General features: G+C 56.0%; 18 protein-coding genes and 1 tRNA gene. 14 read left to right on the plus strand and 5 right to left on the minus strand.

The genetic code is table 11. From position 1 onward, the window contains the following. Positions 1-28: 28 nt before the first annotated feature. A tRNA-Met gene (locus tag RGM3321_RS01335) sits at positions 29-105 on the minus strand. Between the two features lie 260 nt (positions 106-365). On the opposite strand from RGM3321_RS01335, the gene dinB reads away from it, so the two are divergent. Beyond that, on the plus strand, positions 366-1427 hold the full coding sequence (gene dinB, locus RGM3321_RS01340) for a DNA polymerase IV (RefSeq protein WP_244391237.1): 1062 nt from the start codon (positions 366-368) through the stop codon (positions 1425-1427). 40 nt (positions 1428-1467) lie between these two features. Here dinB and RGM3321_RS01345 read toward each other — a convergent pair whose 3' ends face one another. The 3 genes from RGM3321_RS01345 to RGM3321_RS01355 form a co-directional block, all read right to left on the minus strand. Further along, positions 1468-2424 carry a hypothetical protein gene (locus RGM3321_RS01345; RefSeq protein WP_244391238.1) on the minus strand — a complete coding sequence of 319 codons (957 nt, stop codon included), beginning with the start codon at positions 2422-2424 and terminating at the stop codon, positions 1468-1470. A gap of 65 nt (positions 2425-2489) precedes the next feature. Then, the gene (locus tag RGM3321_RS01350; protein WP_244391239.1) at positions 2490-4205 is read right to left on the minus strand and encodes a proline--tRNA ligase; all 1716 of its coding nucleotides are present in this window, start codon (positions 4203-4205) and stop codon (positions 2490-2492) included. A 171-nt stretch (positions 4206-4376) separates the two neighbouring features. Next, positions 4377-5723, minus strand: a complete 1347-nt coding sequence (locus RGM3321_RS01355; protein WP_244391240.1) for an OprD family porin — start codon at positions 5721-5723, stop codon at positions 4377-4379. Between the two features lie 864 nt (positions 5724-6587). Here RGM3321_RS01355 and RGM3321_RS01360 point away from each other — a divergent pair. Next, positions 6588-7019 (plus strand): HIT domain-containing protein, encoded by a 432-nt coding sequence (locus RGM3321_RS01360; protein WP_244391241.1) that lies wholly within the window; start codon positions 6588-6590, stop codon positions 7017-7019. Then, positions 7016-7222, plus strand: a complete 207-nt coding sequence (locus RGM3321_RS01365; RefSeq protein ID WP_003378977.1) for a SlyX family protein — start codon at positions 7016-7018, stop codon at positions 7220-7222. The genes RGM3321_RS01360 and RGM3321_RS01365 overlap by 4 nt, the downstream gene beginning before the upstream one ends. Before the next feature lie 65 nt (positions 7223-7287). Here the strand turns inward: RGM3321_RS01365 and RGM3321_RS28345 are convergent, their stop codons facing one another. Beyond that, complete coding sequence (locus RGM3321_RS28345; RefSeq protein WP_002554664.1) at positions 7288-7896, minus strand: cold-shock protein; 609 nt, start codon at positions 7894-7896, stop codon at positions 7288-7290. A 458-nt stretch (positions 7897-8354) separates the two neighbouring features. Here RGM3321_RS28345 and RGM3321_RS01375 point away from each other — a divergent pair, with 458 nt between their 5' ends. The 11 genes from RGM3321_RS01375 (at position 8355) to tolA (ending at position 17700) form a co-directional block, all read left to right on the plus strand. Continuing rightward, positions 8355-8828: a Dps family protein gene (locus tag RGM3321_RS01375; protein WP_003314356.1), complete on the plus strand. Its 474-nt coding sequence runs from the start codon at positions 8355-8357 to the stop codon at positions 8826-8828. A gap of 349 nt (positions 8829-9177) precedes the next feature. After that, a complete protein-coding gene (locus RGM3321_RS01380; protein ID WP_244391242.1) occupies positions 9178-9522 on the plus strand; it encodes a ribbon-helix-helix domain-containing protein in 345 nt (114 codons plus the stop codon). A 291-nt stretch (positions 9523-9813) separates the two neighbouring features. After that, positions 9814-11589 (plus strand): aspartate--tRNA ligase, encoded by a 1776-nt coding sequence (gene aspS, locus RGM3321_RS01385; protein ID WP_002554661.1) that lies wholly within the window; start codon positions 9814-9816, stop codon positions 11587-11589. A gap of 116 nt (positions 11590-11705) precedes the next feature. Then, positions 11706-12452 carry a YebC/PmpR family DNA-binding transcriptional regulator gene (locus RGM3321_RS01390; RefSeq protein ID WP_244391243.1) on the plus strand — a complete coding sequence of 249 codons (747 nt, stop codon included), beginning with the start codon at positions 11706-11708 and terminating at the stop codon, positions 12450-12452. Between the two features lie 130 nt (positions 12453-12582). Then, positions 12583-13107: a crossover junction endodeoxyribonuclease RuvC gene (gene ruvC, locus RGM3321_RS01395; protein ID WP_244391244.1), complete on the plus strand. Its 525-nt coding sequence runs from the start codon at positions 12583-12585 to the stop codon at positions 13105-13107. 87 nt (positions 13108-13194) lie between these two features. Continuing rightward, the gene (gene ruvA / locus RGM3321_RS01400) at positions 13195-13803 is read left to right on the plus strand and encodes a Holliday junction branch migration protein RuvA (protein ID WP_004657901.1); all 609 of its coding nucleotides are present in this window, start codon (positions 13195-13197) and stop codon (positions 13801-13803) included. After that, on the plus strand, positions 13804-14865 hold the full coding sequence (gene ruvB, locus RGM3321_RS01405) for a Holliday junction branch migration DNA helicase RuvB (RefSeq protein ID WP_002554657.1): 1062 nt from the start codon (positions 13804-13806) through the stop codon (positions 14863-14865). Between the two features lie 133 nt (positions 14866-14998). Further along, entirely contained in the window at positions 14999-15466 is a 468-nt protein-coding gene (gene ybgC, locus RGM3321_RS01410) for a tol-pal system-associated acyl-CoA thioesterase (protein ID WP_244391245.1), read from the plus strand. Next, a complete protein-coding gene (tolQ, locus tag RGM3321_RS01415) occupies positions 15456-16151 on the plus strand; it encodes a protein TolQ (protein WP_002554655.1) in 696 nt (231 codons plus the stop codon). The genes ybgC and tolQ overlap by 11 nt, the downstream gene beginning before the upstream one ends. 23 nt (positions 16152-16174) lie before the next feature. Next, positions 16175-16630, plus strand: a complete 456-nt coding sequence (tolR, locus tag RGM3321_RS01420; protein WP_161420636.1) for a protein TolR — start codon at positions 16175-16177, stop codon at positions 16628-16630. Next, positions 16630-17700: a cell envelope integrity protein TolA gene (gene tolA / locus RGM3321_RS01425; RefSeq protein ID WP_054984756.1), complete on the plus strand. Its 1071-nt coding sequence runs from the start codon at positions 16630-16632 to the stop codon at positions 17698-17700. The genes tolR and tolA overlap by 1 nt, the downstream gene beginning before the upstream one ends. The last annotated feature ends 41 nt before the right edge of the window (positions 17701-17741 follow it).

The raw sequence follows: 17741 nt of genomic DNA on the forward strand, positions 1-17741 counted from the left end.
ACTCTTTCGAGTAGCCTTTCTTGATGTTTGGTTGCGGGAGCCGGATTTGAACCGACGACCTTCGGGTTATGAGCCCGACGAGCTACCAGACTGCTCCATCCCGCGTCTGTGTGGCGGCATTCTACAGAGAGATGGCGAGGTGTCAATGGTTAGTTTTAAAAAAGTGCTTTTTCTTCAATTGGTTAGCGCCGCCACTTATGTGTTTTTTCGGCTTTGACGCCTGTATGGCGGGGCTCCGCGGCTTTTTCGACCATGCGTCAGGGACTTTTCACTGCTTTTCATGGCGACCTTTCGCATCACTGGATGTTACTTGCCGGTACGAATGAGATACTGCTCAGCCATTGATTGCAAAATCCCATCAGGTCATGACGCAGCGCAAAATCATCCATATCGACTGTGACTGCTTTTATGCAGCCATTGAAATGCGTGACGAGCCCGAACTCGCTGGCAAGCCGCTGGCGGTGGGCGGCTCTGCAGAGCGGCGCGGGGTGATTGCGACCTGTAACTATGAGGCGCGCGCGTATGGAGTGCGTTCAGCCATGTCATCCCGACATGCGCTCAAGCTCTGCCCGGACCTGACCATCGTCAAGCCGCGCATGGAGGCCTATAAAGAGGCGTCACGGGAAATCCATACGATATTCCGGGATTACACCGACCTTATAGAGCCTTTGTCTCTGGATGAGGCGTTCCTCGACGTATCGGATGCCGGGCACTTTTCCGGTAGCGCCACGCGCATCGCCCAGGACATCCGGCGCCGGGTCTCGAATCAGCTGCATATCACGGTTTCGGCGGGCGTCGCGCCGAACAAATTTCTGGCCAAGATCGCCAGCGACTGGAAGAAGCCCAACGGTTTGTTTGTCATCACTCCGGATCAGGTCGAGGATTTCGTCGCTTCTTTGCCTGTTACCAAACTCCACGGCGTCGGGAAAGTCACCGCAGACAAGCTGGGACGGCAGGGCATCGTCGACTGTGCCGACCTGCGAAGCCGCAGCAAGCTTGCACTGGTCCGTGAGTTCGGCAGCTTTGGTGAGCGTCTCTGGAGTCTGGCGCATGGAATAGATGACCGTCCCGTGCAGAATGACAGTCGACGTCAGTCAGTCAGCGTAGAAAATACCTACGACACGGATCTGCCTGATCTGGCTGCCTGCCTGGAAAAGCTGCCCGCCCTGCTGGAGACCCTCGGTAACCGGATGGCGAGAATGGAAGGGCAGTACCGGCCCGGCAAGCCCTTCGTCAAAGTGAAGTTTCACGACTTCACCCAGACGACTCTGGAGCAGTCCGGAGCCGGAAGGGATCTGGGCAGTTACGAGCAGTTGCTGGCGCAGGCGTTTGCCAGGGGGGGCAAGCCGGTTCGGCTTCTGGGTATAGGTGTGCGCCTGCACGACTTACGTGCAGCTCATGAACAATTGGAATTGTTCTCGCAATAATGAAATGGTCGGCTGCGGTTACATACCGCAGCCTTTCTCATTACTGGCTCTGGGCGGGAACGGCGACCAGACGACCAGCGTCCCTGGCGAGTGATTTGAGAAACTCACCCTGCAACTGCGGATCGTTGCGCGTCAGTTCAATCAGGCTCTGTTCAAGCTCGCTGGCTTCTTCTTCCAGTCCCAGATCAGAAAGGCGTTTGACGCGATGTACCCATTGGCTGACTTCGTCATCTTCCAGATCGTCGTATATCAGCGCGTGGGCTTCCAGCAGCTTGCCGCGCAGAGAGTGGCTGATTGGCAAGCTGGCGTTCGCGTGAGCGCTGTCCTGGTCGTCTTCGACATTGATATAAATGCGCGTGATACGGCTCAGGTCCTGTTCGGCAAAAGGACTGTCCAACAGGTTCAGACGCAGAATGCCGTTGCGGTCGGTGCTCATTTCATGAGTTTCGTTACCGGCCTTGACCATCACCGGGCGTTCATTCCACGGCAGCGTGGAGTTCTCTATCCGCTTGTCTTTCTGGACTTCGTCAATGCTTGCCAGATTCTGCTGGGCGCGCCCGTGAGAGGGGGCGTTCATGAACGGGTTCAGACCTGCCACGCCGTAGTGAATCCAGTCCCGGGTCATGCTTTCCGGCAAATTGCCCAATGTAAAGACGTTGACCACATTCGCCCCGACGCCTGCTACAACAGCGACCGCGCCGAGCGGGATCTCGTAGATCTCCCGCCAGGGCTGGTAAGGCGTATAGCGGTCATAGTGGCGGGTGACTTCAAAATCGGTGACTTCGAACGATTTGTGCTCGTGAATCCGCACGCGGCGTTGCGGTAACTCCAGCGTTTTGGGTTCACCGATATCGACTTGCAATGTGTGTTCGAGCAGTTTGCGTTCGACGCGCTCCTCGTGCTCACTGCGTTGTGATAGCTGATTGGCACAGCCGCCGACGAGAAACGAGCCGCACAGGACGGCGCTGCCGAGGCTTAAGGTGCTTCGTTTGAGCATGGGATCTCTGATGCGGATTGGGCGAGTGACGAGCGGCGCACCTGCGAACAGGTGCGCCTTTTGACTCAGCGGTTCACTTTGCCCTGGATGAACGACAGCACATCCGCGACTGCAATGGCTTGCGGTTGCGACTCGGTACGGCTCTTGTATTCCAGATTGCCTTCGGCCAGACCACGGTCACTGACCACTATGCGATGCGGAATACCGATCAGTTCCATGTCGGCGAACTTGATGCCGGGGCTGGTTTTCTTGTCGCGGTCATCGAGCAATACCTCGAAGCCTGCGGCAGTCAGCTCGGCATACAGTTTGTCTGTCGCTTCACGAACTGCTTCTGTCTCGTAGCGCAGCGGGATCAGGGCGATCTGGAAAGGTGCCAGAGTATCGTTCCAGATAATGCCGTTTTCGTCGCTGTTCTGTTCGATGGCGGCGGCAACCACGCGGGAAACGCCGATGCCGTAGCAACCCATCGCCAGATTGACCGGCTTGCCGTTTTCCCCCAGCACCTGGCACTTCATCGCTTCGCTGTACTTGGTGCCCAGCTGGAAGATGTGGCCCACTTCGATGCCGCGCTTGATTTCCAGCGTGCCCTTGCCGTCCGGGCTTGGATCGCCCGCAACAACATTACGCAGGTCTGCGACGGTCGGAACCGGCAGGTCGCGTTCCCAGTTGACGCCGAAATAGTGTTTGTCATCGATATTGGCGCCGACGCTGAAGTCGCTCATCAGCTCGACCGAGCGGTCGATGATGCACGGCAGCGGCAGATTCAACGGACCCAGCGAGCCTGCGCCTGCACCGATGGCATCACGCAGTTCGGCTTCTGAAGCCATCACCAACGGGCTGGCAACCTGTTCAAGCTGGCTGGCCTTGATTTCGTTGAGCTCGTGATCGCCGCGGATGATCAGTGCAATCAGCTTGCCTTCTTCGGCAGCATGGACCACCAGCGTCTTGACGGTTTTCTCGATCGGCAAATCGAAACCTTCGACCAACTGAGCGATGGTTTTGGCGTTTGGAGTGTCGATCAGACGCAATTCTTCAGTAGCGGCCGGACGAGTCGTCTCACGAGGTACTGCTTCGGCTTTTTCGATGTTGGCTGCGTAATCGGAGCCATCGCTGAACACGATATCGTCTTCGCCGGATTCGGCCAGCACGTGGAACTCGTGCGAGCCTGCGCCGCCAATCGAGCCGTTGTCAGCTTCGACCGGGCGGAATTTGAGGCCCAGGCGGGTGAAGATGTTGCTGTACGCCAGGTGCATGCGGTCGTAGGTGACCTGCAGCGAGGCGTGGTCAGCGTGGAACGAGTAGGCGTCTTTCATGACGAACTCGCGCCCGCGCATCAGGCCGAAGCGTGGACGGATTTCGTCACGGAATTTGGTCTGGATCTGGTACATGTTGATCGGCAGCTGTTTATAGCTGTTGAGCTCATTGCGTGCCAGATCGGTGATGACTTCTTCGTGGGTCGGGCCCAGGCAGAACTCACGATTGTGGCGGTCGACCAGACGCATCAGCTCCGGACCGTATTGTTCCCAGCGACCGGATTCCTGCCAGAGTTCTGCAGGCTGAATGCCGGGCATCAGAATTTCGAGTGCGCCAGCGGCGTCCATTTCTTCACGAACAATGGCTTCGACCTTGCGCAGCACACGCAGGCCCATGGGCAGCCAGGTGTAAAGACCGGATGCCAGTTTACGAATCATGCCAGCGCGCAGCATCAGCTGATGGCTGACCACGACCGCATCGGAAGGGGTTTCTTTCTGTGTGGCGAGCAAAAATTGACTGGTGCGCATGGTTGGCCGTTGTCGGTTGCTGAGACAGGAAATGGCCTGGCATTGTACGGCGGTGTGCCGGTCGCGTACAGGGCGGGGCTGGCTTGCAGGTGGCGTTGGAGTGCTTTCTTGGGGGCATGAAAAAGCCCGGCATGTGCCGGGCTTCTTCTATTAACGAGTACTGAGCTGCGATTACAGGATCGAGATCGGGTAATCGACAATCAGGCGGAACTCGTTGACGTCGCCATCTGCCTGAGCATCGTTGCCACGGTGCCAAGCTTGACGCATACGGAAGGACAGGTCTTTCGCCGGGCCATTCTGTACAACATATTTAGCTTCAAGGTTGGTTTCGTGGTGTTTGCCGTTAGCCCCGTACATATTGGCATAAAGGCTTGATGCATCTACCTTGGTGCCATCAATGTTGTCACCGTTCAGGTAGCGGGTCATGAAGCTAAGGCCTGGAACGCCGTAAGGCGTCATGTTCAGGTCGTAGCGCACTTGCCACGATTTCTCGCCCGGGCCGTTGAAGTCAGAGTACTGAACAGAGTTGGCCAGGAAAATCGAGTCGCCGCCACGGTTGTTGTCGCCGATGCCGATATAGTCGAACGGAGTATCACCGTCGACCTTCTGGTAAGCGACAGTAACAGTGTGTGCCGCCAAGAATGAATAGGCTGCCGAAGCTGAGTAGGTGGTGTTGTTGATCGACCCGGCTTTAGCGCTACCTTCGTCAAGCGTGCGATACAAATTGACGTCAAACGCCAAAGACTGATCATTGCCCAGAGGCAGCGCGTAGTTCACGTTGCCGTAGTACTGATCCCAGATATCTTCGAGCTTGGCTGCGTAAAAAGCTACGCCCAGGCCGTCGGTTATTGCGTATTTACCGCCCAGGAAATCCGCGCTATTGGCTTTCAGGCCGTTAAACCCATTGGCGTAGGTTGCCCAGATGCTACCGTTGTGGCTGGTGTCATCCTGGCTTGTGCCTGAGTAGAAATGTCCAGCTTCAAGGTCAAGACCGGCAATTTCGCTGCTCTGCAGGCTCAGGCCGCTAGCGGTCTGAGGCAGTATGCGCGAACCGCCAACTGCGAATACAGGGCTGGTCGGCTGCATGTCGCCCACTTTCAGCTCTGTCTTCGAAACGCGGAATTTCACTGCGCCGCCAAATTTACCTTGCGTTGCTTCATTGTCGCCATTGGAGTCGGTAACCAGGTTGCCCGAGCCCGAATACTTGTCTGGACCCCAGAGTCTGAGGGCACCGTAACCGAAGGCCTCGGCGGCGACACCTATAGTGCCTTGGGTGTAGCCAGTGCTGAAGTTGGCCCAGATGCCCTGGGTCCAGTCTTTATCGCTACGGCCGCCCGGAGCGGGATTATTCTTTCTGTCACGGTTGTAGTAGTAATTGCGCAACTTCAGGTCAAGCGTGCTGCCTTCCACAAAGCCCTTGGCATCAGCCTGATCGCTGACGAAAGGTGCCGCTGTTGCCAGTTGGGTGCTGGCTGCCGTAACGGCCAGTGCGATTGCGCTCCACTTCATCACTCTCATCGTGATTGCTCCTTTGGTTTTTAGAAGATTTTTGCCGTCCACCTGTTTTTTTATCTGGGCGGCTCTTTCTATTTTTGGTCGGCGGAATCTATATCACGCTGACGCTGGTTGCTATAGGTACAGCTCTATCCTTTCAGATTCTTTACGACATGGCGCCAGGCTAGCCCGTAGTGGCATCTGTGCTTGATCGAATGGATCAATACGCAGTCTGCCAAACACGTCCCCCAAGGTCGCGAGCCTTGTTTCCCTTGATGCTGTCACCCTCGTTTTCCGCCGGGGGTGGCGTGATCATATGGGTCATAAAGCAACAAGCGTGCACAAAATTTCCGAAAATGAAAAAATTTTGTGAAAAATCAGAATCAGCATCGCTTTTTTTGTTCATCTATATGATTTTTATAGATATTTCAATTTTGTAAAAATATCGATGGATTTTACGTGTCATGGTTGGGGACGGTTCTTTCTCGCAAAAGCGTTACCCGAATCAGCTCCCTTTGAGTAGAAAACGAATGCGTTGTGTTGTTGTCGCAACAGCAGTGTGTGATTTTGGTGCAGTGCGTGCCCGGCTCGCCTGAACCTGGAGCAATGCTCTGGTTGGGCACCATGGTGAGGCCAGGGCTGTTTCATTTTCATGTACCTGAAGCAGGCAATTGTCAGGCGGCGTTTCAATGCATGAATTCATGGTTGGCGGTTCTGCGACATTAGCGAGCGTCAAATCGGTGCGGTCACCGTTATGTCGGACTCATTCTGGTGCGCATGGCGGCGCGCAGGTGAAGCGTCTTGCGATCCCTAGTATCCTGCGGACCTCGCAGCACCCTGTTACCGATAGGGCAGGTACATTCACCTGGCAGTCAGGAGCTTTTTATCGTGTTCGTTCTGGATTCTCGTCTTCAACAAGACACCTTGCCCATTGGCGACTTTCCGCTGTGCCGGTTGCTGCTCTCCAATGACAGTCATTACCCGTGGTTCATTCTGGTACCGCGTCGGGCTGATATCACTGAGGTGTTTCAGTTGAGCGCTGCAGATCAGTTGCAGCTATGGCAGGAGACCAGTTTTCTGGCCAAGGTGCTGAAAGAGGTGTTCGATGCGGATAAAATCAACATTGCTGCCTTGGGCAACGTGGTCAGTCAGTTGCACATGCACGTAATTGTGCGCAATCGTGACGATGCGGCCTGGCCTGCGCCCGTCTGGGGCAAGCATGCTGCAGTCGTTTACACCGACGAGCAGTTCTCGGCAATCTGCCGGCAGCTCAGGCCAGTATTGACGAATGATTTTCGATTTGAGGAGGAGCAGTCATGAGCCTTGAAGAGCGAGTCATGGAGCTGGAAAGCCGTATGGCTTTTCAGGACGATACGATTCAGGCACTCAATGATGTGCTGGTAAAGCAGCGGCGCGAGTTTGATCATCTACAGCAGCAGATGGCAGCAATGATCAAGCGTCAGGAGGAGATGGGCAGTCAGTTCGATACCTTCGAGGAAGACGCGCCGCCACCTCACTATTGATCTGTTGCCATAAAAAAACCGCGACTTTCGTTGGAACGTCGCGGTTTTTTGTCGCCCGAAAAAAATCAGCGGCGGGGCAGGGCTGCAATAACGTCCTCGGCCTGCAGGCCTTTGTCGCGGTTCATCACGGAAAACTCGACGCGTTGGCCTTCGACCAGTACGCGATGGCCTTCGCCGCGAATGGCACGAAAATGCACAAAAATATCGTCGCCGGAATCCCGGGAGATAAAGCCGAAGCCCTTGGAGGTGTTGAACCACTTTACGGTGCCAGTATCACGATTTCCCATGTCGTGGTTTTGAGGTGCGGAGGATGGAGTGTAAGACCTGTAAAAGCTGACGCCCAGGTGCAAGGCGACGGCCACGATGGCGATGCTCAGGCTAACCAGAATTGCCGGTTGACCTGCGATGCCGGGCAGAGGAACAAGCAAGGTCAGCGTTTGTACGATTACCGCAATGACAAGCAGAGCACTGACCAGATTTTGCAGATTATGACGTGGGCCTCGATTCCAGTAAGGGATCACCGGAGCGAGTATCAGGTTAAGCAGCCCGAGGAATGCCAGGCAGATTGCGTCAGGGTTTTGCAGGTAGAGAGAGACCGCTTCACTACGCAGGCTAGGTATGAAAGAGAGCAACAGGGCTGCTGCTCCCGTTACCAGATGGACGATTTTCAACATTTTAAAAAGCTCACATGCAGAAGGATTACAAGAAATAGCTGGTAACGCCCGGTACGCTTCTGAACAAGATGAGGCGTGATGCACGGGCGCAGGGCCAGCCTATGCGCCAACGCTGAATGGCAACTCGTTGGCGACACGCCGTGTATTTAACAGCAAAGCCTGATGCTACTCAAATCAGCAATCAATAACGGCCCTCCTGCTCGCCCTGCTTTGATAGCTCGCGCCGCTGCAGGGGTTGAAACAGAGCGTTCAGGCTGGTTTTGCTGATGACTTTTGAGGAAGTGCAGGGGATTTTCTGTCCGTGGCACCTGTTGTGACGCGTCGCAAAGCACTCTGGTATGTCCATGAGTCGTTGCCGGCTGGCGGCATCGACCCAACGGAAAGCTGCGCCATTCGGGTTCTCTTGATAGAGTAGTGGTCTTTACTGCTTTTCAATCCTCACTAAAAGGGCATGAAACATGGCAATCGATATTGGTATCAGTGAAGAGGATCGCAAATCGATCGTGGACGGTCTGTCGCATCTGCTGTCGGATACTTATGTGCTTTACCTCAAGACTCACAACTTTCACTGGAATGTCAGCGGGCCGATGTTTCGCACGCTGCATTTGATGTTTGAAGAACAGTATAACGAACTGGCACTGGCGGTTGACTCTATCGCCGAGCGTATTCGTGCGTTGGGCTTCCCTGCTCCTGGCACTTATTCGACGTATGCTCGCCTGTCTTCCATCAAGGAAGAAGAGGGCGTGCCAAGTGCTGAAGATATGATCAAAAGTCTGGTTCAGGGTCAAGAGGCCGTTGTCCGTACTGCGCGTAGTATCTTTCCTCTTCTTGACAAGGTGAGTGACGAGCCGACAGCTGATCTGCTGACGCAACGCATGCAGGTGCATGAGAAAACCGCCTGGATGTTGCGCTCGATGCTTGAGTCGAAATAACGACCTGGGCGAGTGACGTTCAGCGTCACTCGCCTGTTCTTCATGTGTTGCCTTGCAGGCAGTGCCTGCCCCTTGCCTTTTCGGCCCTCGCTGCCGGAGCGTTCAGGCACATGAAGGCTTAGTCGTCGCCTGTTATCACGCATATCATCCAGCCATCTCCCTTGCCCTCATTCATTATCCTTTCAGGGTTAAACGATATTCCGCTGATTTCTGTAGCCATCTCCTACAGTGATAAAGTATTAGAGCGGCTGGATATAAAATCTCGAATCATGTTTTATACATCGGGGCATTTATTTGTTTTTGAATATTTCTTTCAATGTTAAAAGTTTATGATTCGAAGGTGATCGTTATGATGTTACGAAATGCTGAGCGAGAGCTTAAGTTGTTACATCGGGAGGTGGAAATACGCCATGACCCCTTTGTCGAGGATTTCAACATGACGCTGGCGCAGCCTCATTCCAAATCCGTTCGGCTCAATGGTCTGGCCACTTGCCTGCGCCTGGAGAACGTGTACTGGAACATTCTGTCAGGCATTGCAAGTTCCAATGAGTGTTCTGTTAACGCGGTATTGTCCTACATTGATCGAGAGGTTCACTTACGGCATGGGGGCGTAAAGAATTTCAGCGGTCTGATTCGCGTTGTCTGTGTTGCGCATCTGTTGAAGCACGATCGCGTGGAAAATGCCCACGTCTAGAGTGTTCTTTATCCTCATTCCTGCAGGCCCGCTTCGGCGTGCCTGCGTTTCCCTCGTAGCGCGACTGAGCTGCTCGGCTGCGCGGGGCGGTCACGAACTTATCCGGCCGTGATAGGTTCGTTCGGCTGCACGGTGCCAATTAACTCTATATAATCCTCCGTCTTGCTAGCGGGCGTGACTCTGCGTGGGCCAGGGCTGGCTTTAGTCTTGTGCCGGTGCCGTGTACCACTGAGCGCAAGCCAGGAGCGAAAGCGCCACCGAATTCGAATTACGAGAAGTGAAAACACCATCATGATGCGCAGCCATTATTGCGGCCAACTGAACGAGAGTCTGGAAGGCCAGGAAATTACCCTTTGCGGATGGGTCCACCGTCGTCGTGACCACGGAGGCGTTATCTTCCTCGATATCCGCGACCGTGAAGGCATGGCTCAAGTCGTGTTCGACCCTGATCGTGCCGACAGTTTCGCCGCCGCCGACCGCGTGCGCAGCGAGTACGTGGTCAAGGTCGTGGGCAAGGTTCGTGCTCGTCCGGCAGGTGCCGTGAACGCGAACATGGCGTCTGGCGCCATCGAGGTTCTGGGTTACGAACTCGAAGTGCTGAACGAGTCCGAGACTCCGCCATTCCCACTGAATGAATATTCTGATGTAGGCGAGGAAACACGCCTGCGTTATCGCTTCATCGACCTGCGCCGTCCGGAAATGGCCGAAAAGCTGCGTCTGCGTTCGCGCATCACCACCAGCATCCGCCGCTATCTGGATGACAACGGCTTTCTCGACGTCGAGACGCCGATCCTGACCCGCGCCACGCCGGAAGGTGCTCGCGACTATCTGGTTCCAAGTCGCACACACCCGGGCAGCTTTTTCGCCCTTCCGCAGTCGCCTCAGTTGTTCAAGCAATTGCTGATGGTGGCTGGCTTTGACCGCTACTATCAGATCGCCAAGTGCTTCCGCGACGAAGACCTGCGTGCCGACCGTCAGCCGGAATTCACCCAGATCGACATCGAGACAAGTTTCCTCAATGAAGAGGACATCATCGGTCTGACCGAGAAGATGGTTCGTCAGCTGTTCAAGGAAGTTCTGGACCTGGAGTTCGGTGATTTCCCGCACATGACCTTCGAAGAGGCCATGCGCCGCTACGGCTCCGACAAGCCAGACCTGCGTAACCCGCTGGAACTGGTGGATGTTGCCGATCAGCTTACCGGTGTCGAGTTCAAGGTGTTCAGCGGCCCGGCCAACGACCCCAAGGGACGCGTTGCCGCACTGCGTGTGCCGGGCGCTGCCAGCATGGCGCGTAGCCAGATCGACGACTACACCAAATTCGTCAGCATCTATGGTGCCAAAGGCTTGGCCTACATCAAGGTCAACGAGCGCGCGAAGGGGCCGGAAGGCTTGCAGTCGCCGATCGTCAAGTTCATCCCGGAAGACAACCTGAACGTCATCCTCGATCGCGTGGGTGCGGTCGATGGCGATATCGTTTTCTTCGGCGCGGATAAGTTCAAGATCGTCAGCGAAGCCCTTGGCGCGCTGCGCATCAAGATCGGTAACGACCTCAAGCTGCACACGTGCGAGTGGGCACCGATGTGGGTCGTCGACTTTCCGATGTTCGAAGAAAACGACGACGGCAGCTTCACCGCGTTGCACCATCCCTTCACGGCACCCAAGTGCACGCCCGAAGAGTTGGAAGCCAACCCGGCGACGGCGCTGTCGCGTGCCTACGACATGGTGCTTAACGGTACCGAGCTGGGCGGCGGTTCGATTCGTATCCACCGCAAGGAAATGCAACAGGCGGTCTTCCGTCTGCTGGGTATCGCCGAAGACGAGCAGCAGGAGAAGTTCGGCTTCCTGCTCGACGCCTTGAAATACGGCGCACCGCCGCACGGTGGTCTAGCGTTTGGTCTGGACCGTCTGGTGATGCTGATGACCGGCGCGCAATCGATTCGTGAAGTTATTGCGTTCCCGAAAACCCAGAGTGCCGCCGATGTCATGACCCAGGCGCCTGGCGTTGTCGATGCCAAAGCGTTGCGCGAGCTGCATATCCGTCTGCGCGAGCAGCCAAAAGCCGAGTGATGCCGGGCAGGGCGTATCGTCGATACGCCCTGTATCTGCCCTTATTGAGTGAAGCTTTTTGCCCGGTTGTTCAGAGCGAAAGGTGAAGGTGTTTCAAAAAGAATCTGGAGCGAAAAATGGCAGGTCATTCTAAGTGGGCGAACATCAAGCACCGCAAAGAGCGTCAGGATGCCAAGAAAGGCAAGATTTTCACCAAGTGGATTCGTGAGCTGACCGTCGCTGCGCGTCAGGGCGGCGGCGATCCTGGTTCCAACCCGCGTCTGCGTCTGGCGCTGGACAAGGCGCTTGGTGCAAACATGACCCGTGACACCATTGATCGTGCTGTCGCGCGAGGCGTGGGGGCATCCGACGGTGATGATGTCGAGGAGCTGGGTTACGAGGGCTACGGCCCGGGCGGTGTGGCAATCATGGTCGAAACCATGACTGACAACCGTAATCGTACCGCCGCTGCCGTTCGTCATGCGTTCACCAAGTGTGGCGGCAACCTCGGTACTGACGGCTCTGTGGCTTACCTGTTCGATCGCAAGGGCCAGATTTCCTTTGCTGCCGGCGTCGATGAGGATTCCCTGATCGAGGCTGCCATGGAAGCTGACGCGGATGATGTCGTGACCAACGACGATGGCTCGATCGATGTGTTTACGTCGTTCTCCGGGTTCTATGCCGTGCGTAACGCTCTTGAGGCGGCAGGTTTCAAGGCTTCCGACGCAGAAATCATCATGTTGCCGACAACCAGTGCAGTGCTTGATCTGGAGACCGCCGAGAAGGTCCTCAAGCTGATCGACATGCTTGAAGACTTGGATGACGTGCAGAACGTCTATTCAAACGCGGAAATTCCGGACGACGTTATGGAGCAACTGGGCTGATCGCCGACAGGTAACACTGAGTCAGAAGCCGGGGGAGCGAAGCTGTGAGCATCACGCAGCTATCGGCCTCCGGCTTCTGCCTTTATGCTGCACCTATTGTTTTGCGTCACCTTCTCAAGCTGCAGGCGTTATGACTCTTATTCTTGGTATCGACCCCGGTTCGCGAATTACCGGCTATGGCGTGGTACGTGACACCGGGCGTGGTTGTGTCTACGTTGCTTCTGGGTGCATTCGTACCGGCAGTGGTGAATTGCACGAACGTTTGCAGATCGTTTATCGCGGGGTGCGGGAGGTCATAAAGACCTACGGACCGGTGGCGATGGGCATCGAAAAGGTTTTCATGGCGCGCAACGCCGATTCAGCCCTGAAGTTGGGGCAGGCCAGGGGCGCGGCCATTGTGGCGGGTGCCGAGGAGGCGCTGGAAATTGCCGAATACACTGCCACTCAGGTCAAACAGGCCGTAGCAGGGACTGGCGGTGCCAATAAAGAGCAGGTGATGATGATGGTCATGCATTTGCTCAAACTGACTCAGAAGCCTCAGATTGACGCGTCCGACGCACTGGCTATCGCGCTGTGTCATGCGCACACGCGCTCCAGCCTGATTCCTCACGGCTTGAGCACCGCGCGAAGCCGCGGCGGCCGTTTGCGCCTGTGACTGCATCATGAGCACCTGTGTCTTTATGATGACTGTGTTCAATTTCTTCTTCGCGCAAGCGACAGGCAACACGAAAGGATCTGAAACGTGATTGGACGTTTACGCGGCTCTCTCGCCGAAAAACAGCCTCCGCATCTGGTGTTGGATGTCAATGGTGTCGGCTATGAGCTGGAAGTGCCGATGACGACGCTGTATCGGTTGCCGCATGTCGGCGAAACAGTGACATTGCACACCCATCTGGTGGTCCGCGAGGACGCGCATCTGCTGTATGGCTTCTATGAAAAACGCGAGCGCGAGCTGTTTCGTGAATTGATCCGACTGAACGGGGTCGGCCCCAAGCTGGCGCTGGCGTTGATGTCCGGCCTGGAAGTCGATGAGCTGGTGCGTTGCGTTCAGGCGCAGGACACGTCGGCGCTGACTCGTATTCCTGGCGTAGGCAAGAAAACTGCCGAGCGTCTGCTGGTCGAGCTCAAGGATCGGTTCAAGGCCTGGGAATCCTTGCCAGGCACCTTTACGCTGGTTTCCAATGGTCCGAATCAGGCCGAGCCTGTGGCATCGGCCGAATCCGATGCAGTCAGCGCGCTGATCTCGCTGGGTTACAAGCCGCAGGAGGCGAGCAAGGCTGTCTCCGCCATCAAGGAAAAAGATTTGAGCAGTGCGGATCTGATTCGCCGTGCGTTGAAGGGGATGGGTTAAGTGATAGACGCCGACCGTCTGATAACCGCCGCTGGCGGCCGTGATCGTGATGAACAGATGGACCGTGCGATTCGGCCACTGAGCCTTGCGGACTATATCGGCCAGCCGACCGTACGCGAGCAGATGGAACTGTTCATCCAGGCTGCTCGTGGCCGCAATGAGGCGCTGGATCACACATTGATCTTTGGGCCGCCCGGTCTGGGCAAGACCACGCTGGCCAATATCATCGCTCAGGAAATGGGTGTGTCGATCAAGAGTACCTCCGGGCCGGTGCTCGAGCGGCCCGGTGATCTGGCCGCAATCCTGACCAACCTTGAACCCAACGATGTGTTGTTCATCGATGAGATCCATCGTTTGTCGCCGATCGTCGAGGAAGTGCTGTACCCGGCAATGGAAGACTTCCAGCTCGACATTATGATCGGTGAAGGTCCCGCCGCGCGTTCTATCAAACTTGATCTGCCACCGTTCACTCTGGTCGGTGCGACTACGCGCGCGGGCATGCTGACCAATCCATTACGTGATCGTTTCGGGATCGTTCAGCGGCTCGAGTTTTATAATATTGCCGACTTGTCGACGATCGTGTCGCGCTCGGCGGGCATTCTGGGGCTGGTCATCGAGCCGCAAGGCGCTTTCGAGATCGCCAGGCGCGCCCGTGGCACGCCACGGATCGCCAACCGTTTACTGCGTCGGGTACGGGATTTCGCCGAGGTGCGCGGTAACGGGCAGATCACCCGGCAGACCGCCGACAAGGCCTTGAATCTGCTGGACGTCGACGAGCATGGCTTCGATCATCAGGACCGGCGTCTGCTGCTGACCATGATCGAGAAGTTCGATGGCGGGCCTGTCGGCGTCGATAGCCTTGCGGCGGCCATCAGTGAGGAGCGTCACACAATTGAGGACGTGCTCGAGCCCTATTTGATCCAGCAAGGCTATATCATGCGCACTCCGCGCGGGCGTGTGGTTACCCGTCATGCGTATCTGCATTTCGGACTGAATATCCCTTCCAGAATGGGGGAGATGCCGGTGGCGGACGATGTGGTCGATGATCCGGCGGATTTATAGCAATGCTTTGCAATTTATTTGTGGTTGGCGTGGTCACATTGCCAGTCCTGCCGCCGATACCGGTAATAAGTGGCAAAACGTTGAAAAACAGTTGCCTGACCCGATTGGCAACCTGAGGAGTAAGCTCTAGAGTATGCGCGCGCAAAACGGGGTTCAGTCGTTCGCACATCGCTGTCGCGTTTATTACGAGGACACCGATGCCGGCGGCATCGTCTACTACGTCAATTATCTGAAATTCATGGAGCGGGCTCGTACCGAGCGGCTGCGGGAATTGGGCTTTGCCCAATCCGAACTGGCGCAGGAAAACCTTTTATTTGTCGTGCACTCCAGTGACGCGCGTTATCACAAGCCCGCGCGGCTGGATGACGAGTTGCTTGTCAGTGCAGAAGTAACCGAATTGAACCGTGTCAGCCTGCGCTTTCAACAGCATATCAGGCGGGCGTCGGATGCAACGCTGCTCTGTGAAGGGCAGTTCCTGGTGGCGTGTGTACGCGCCGATAGTTTTAAACCCCGGGCCATTCCCGAAGCTCTGCGAGCGGCCTTTGCCGACCAGGGCGGCGCGGGCATACATTCAGAGCAGGAGATAAAGCGTGGAAGCTAACGTCGTCGACCATTCCTCCATGTGGAGTTTGGTCAGCAATGCCAGCATTGTTGTTCAGTTGGTAATGCTGATTCTGGTGGCTGCTTCGGTCACTTCGTGGATCGTGATTTTTCAGCGCAGCAATATGCTGCGCGCAGGTCGGCGCGCACTGGACAGCTTTGAAGAGCGTTTCTGGTCGGGTATCGATCTGTCCAAACTATACCGTCAGGCGGGCAGCAATCCCGATCCGGACTCTGGCGTCGAGCAGATCTTTCGTGCCGGTTTCAAGGAATTCTCCCGCCTGCGTCAGCAGTCCGGTGTCGATCCAGATGCGGTCATGGAAGGTGTGGCGCGCGCCATGCGTGTGGCTATTTCCCGCGAGGAAGAAAAGCTCGAAGCAGGTCTGCCGTATCTGGCGACCGTGGGTTCCACCAGCCCGTACGTCGGTCTGTTCGGTACTGTCTGGGGGATCATGAACTCCTTCCGCGGTCTGGCGACTGCCCAGCAGGCAACGCTGGCCACCGTGGCACCGGGTATTGCCGAGGCACTGATTGCAACGGCCATCGGCCTGTTCGCAGCCATCCCAGCCGTTATTGCCTACAACCGTTTCGCCGCGCGCAGTGAGACCTTGATCAGCCGTTACTACACGTTCGCTGACGAGTTCCAGGCCATCCTGCACCGTAAAGTGCACACCAGCGAAGAGTGAGCAGGTAATTCCCCATGGCTTTAATCGCTCGAGATCGTCGCAGAAAACGCAAGCCGGTCGCCGAAATGAACGTAGTGCCCTACATCGACGTGATGCTGGTGTTGCTCGTGATTTTCATGGTGACGGCTCCCATGATCAACCAGGGCGTGAAAGTCGACTTGCCCAAGGTCTCCAGCGAGGCTTTGCCGCAAGACAACAACAATCAGGTCCTGACCATTTCGATCAAGGCTGACAAGACCTATTACTGGAACCTTGGCAGCGAAGTCGATACCGACAAGCAGATGGACAAGGCAATGACCCTGCCGCAACTGACTGCCGCCGTGACCAAGATCGTCGCTGCCGGTCGTGACGCAGGCAAGCAGACGCAGGTTTTCATTCGTGGTGACAAGACCGTCGATTACGGCTCGGTCATGGGCACGATGGGCGGGCTGCAGAAGGCTGGGGTCGGGAATGTTGGCTTGATTACCGAGGCACCCTGATGCAGCCGATTCGAGAGCCGTCCGCCTCGGAAAGCTACTTCTGGCCCAGTGTCTGGGCCGTGGCATTGCATATTCTGATTTTCGGCATGCTGTTCGTCAGTTTTGCCATGACTCCGGATTTGCCCGAAGCCAAGCCTATCGTTCAGGCAACGCTCTATCAGCTCAAGTCCAAGAGCCAGGCCACTACCCAGACCAACCAGAAGATTGCCGGTGAGGCGAAGAAAACCGCTGCGCGACAAACTGAAGTCGAACAGCTGGAGCAGAAAAAGATCGAGCAGCTCAAACAGGAAGCTGTAAAAGCTGCGGAACAAAAGAAAGAAGAGTCGGCTCAAAAAGCCGAAGAGCAGAAAGCCGCCGACGAAGCCAAAAAGGCCGAACAGAAAGCAGAAGAGGCCAAAAAGGCCGACGACGCCAAGAAAGCCGATGAAGCCAAGAAGGTCGCCGATGCCAAAAAGCTTGAAGAGAAGCAGCTGGCTGATATAGCCAAGAAGAAAGCCGAAGACGAGGCGAAGAAAAAAGCCGAGGAAGACGCCAAGAAAGCTGCTGCCGAGGAAGCCAAGAAACAGGCTGCTGATGAGGCCAAGAAAAAGGCCGCAGAAGACGCCAAGAAAAAGGCTGCCGAGGACGCGAAGAAAAAAGCCGCTGCAGATTCCGCCAAGAAGGCGCAGGAAGCAGCTCGTAAATCCGCTGAAGACAAGAAGGCGCAGGCACTGGCCGATTTGCTGTCCGATAAACCGGAACGGCAACAGGCTTTGGCTGACGAGCGGGGCGATGAAACGGCTGGCAGTTTCGATGACCTGATTCGTGTCAGGGCTTCCGAAGGCTGGAGTCGTCCACCATCGGCACGTAACAACATGTCGGTAACGTTGCAGATCGGCATGTTGCCGGACGGTACGATTGCTTCAGTATCGATTGCCAAGTCCAGTGGTGACGGGCCGTTCGACAGCTCTGCGGTTGCTGCGGTGAAGAACATTGGACGTTTGACAGAAATGCAGGGTCTGAAGCCGGCTGACTTCGCTCCCTATCGTTCATTCAAGATGACATTCACACCTGGAGATCTAGCCTTGTGATCAACCTTTTTCGAGGACTGCTGGTCGTTCTCTGTTTCGCA

The sequence above is a fragment of the Pseudomonas sp. RGM 3321 genome (assembly GCF_022836805.1).
Lineage (GTDB): Bacteria > Pseudomonadota > Gammaproteobacteria > Pseudomonadales > Pseudomonadaceae > Aquipseudomonas.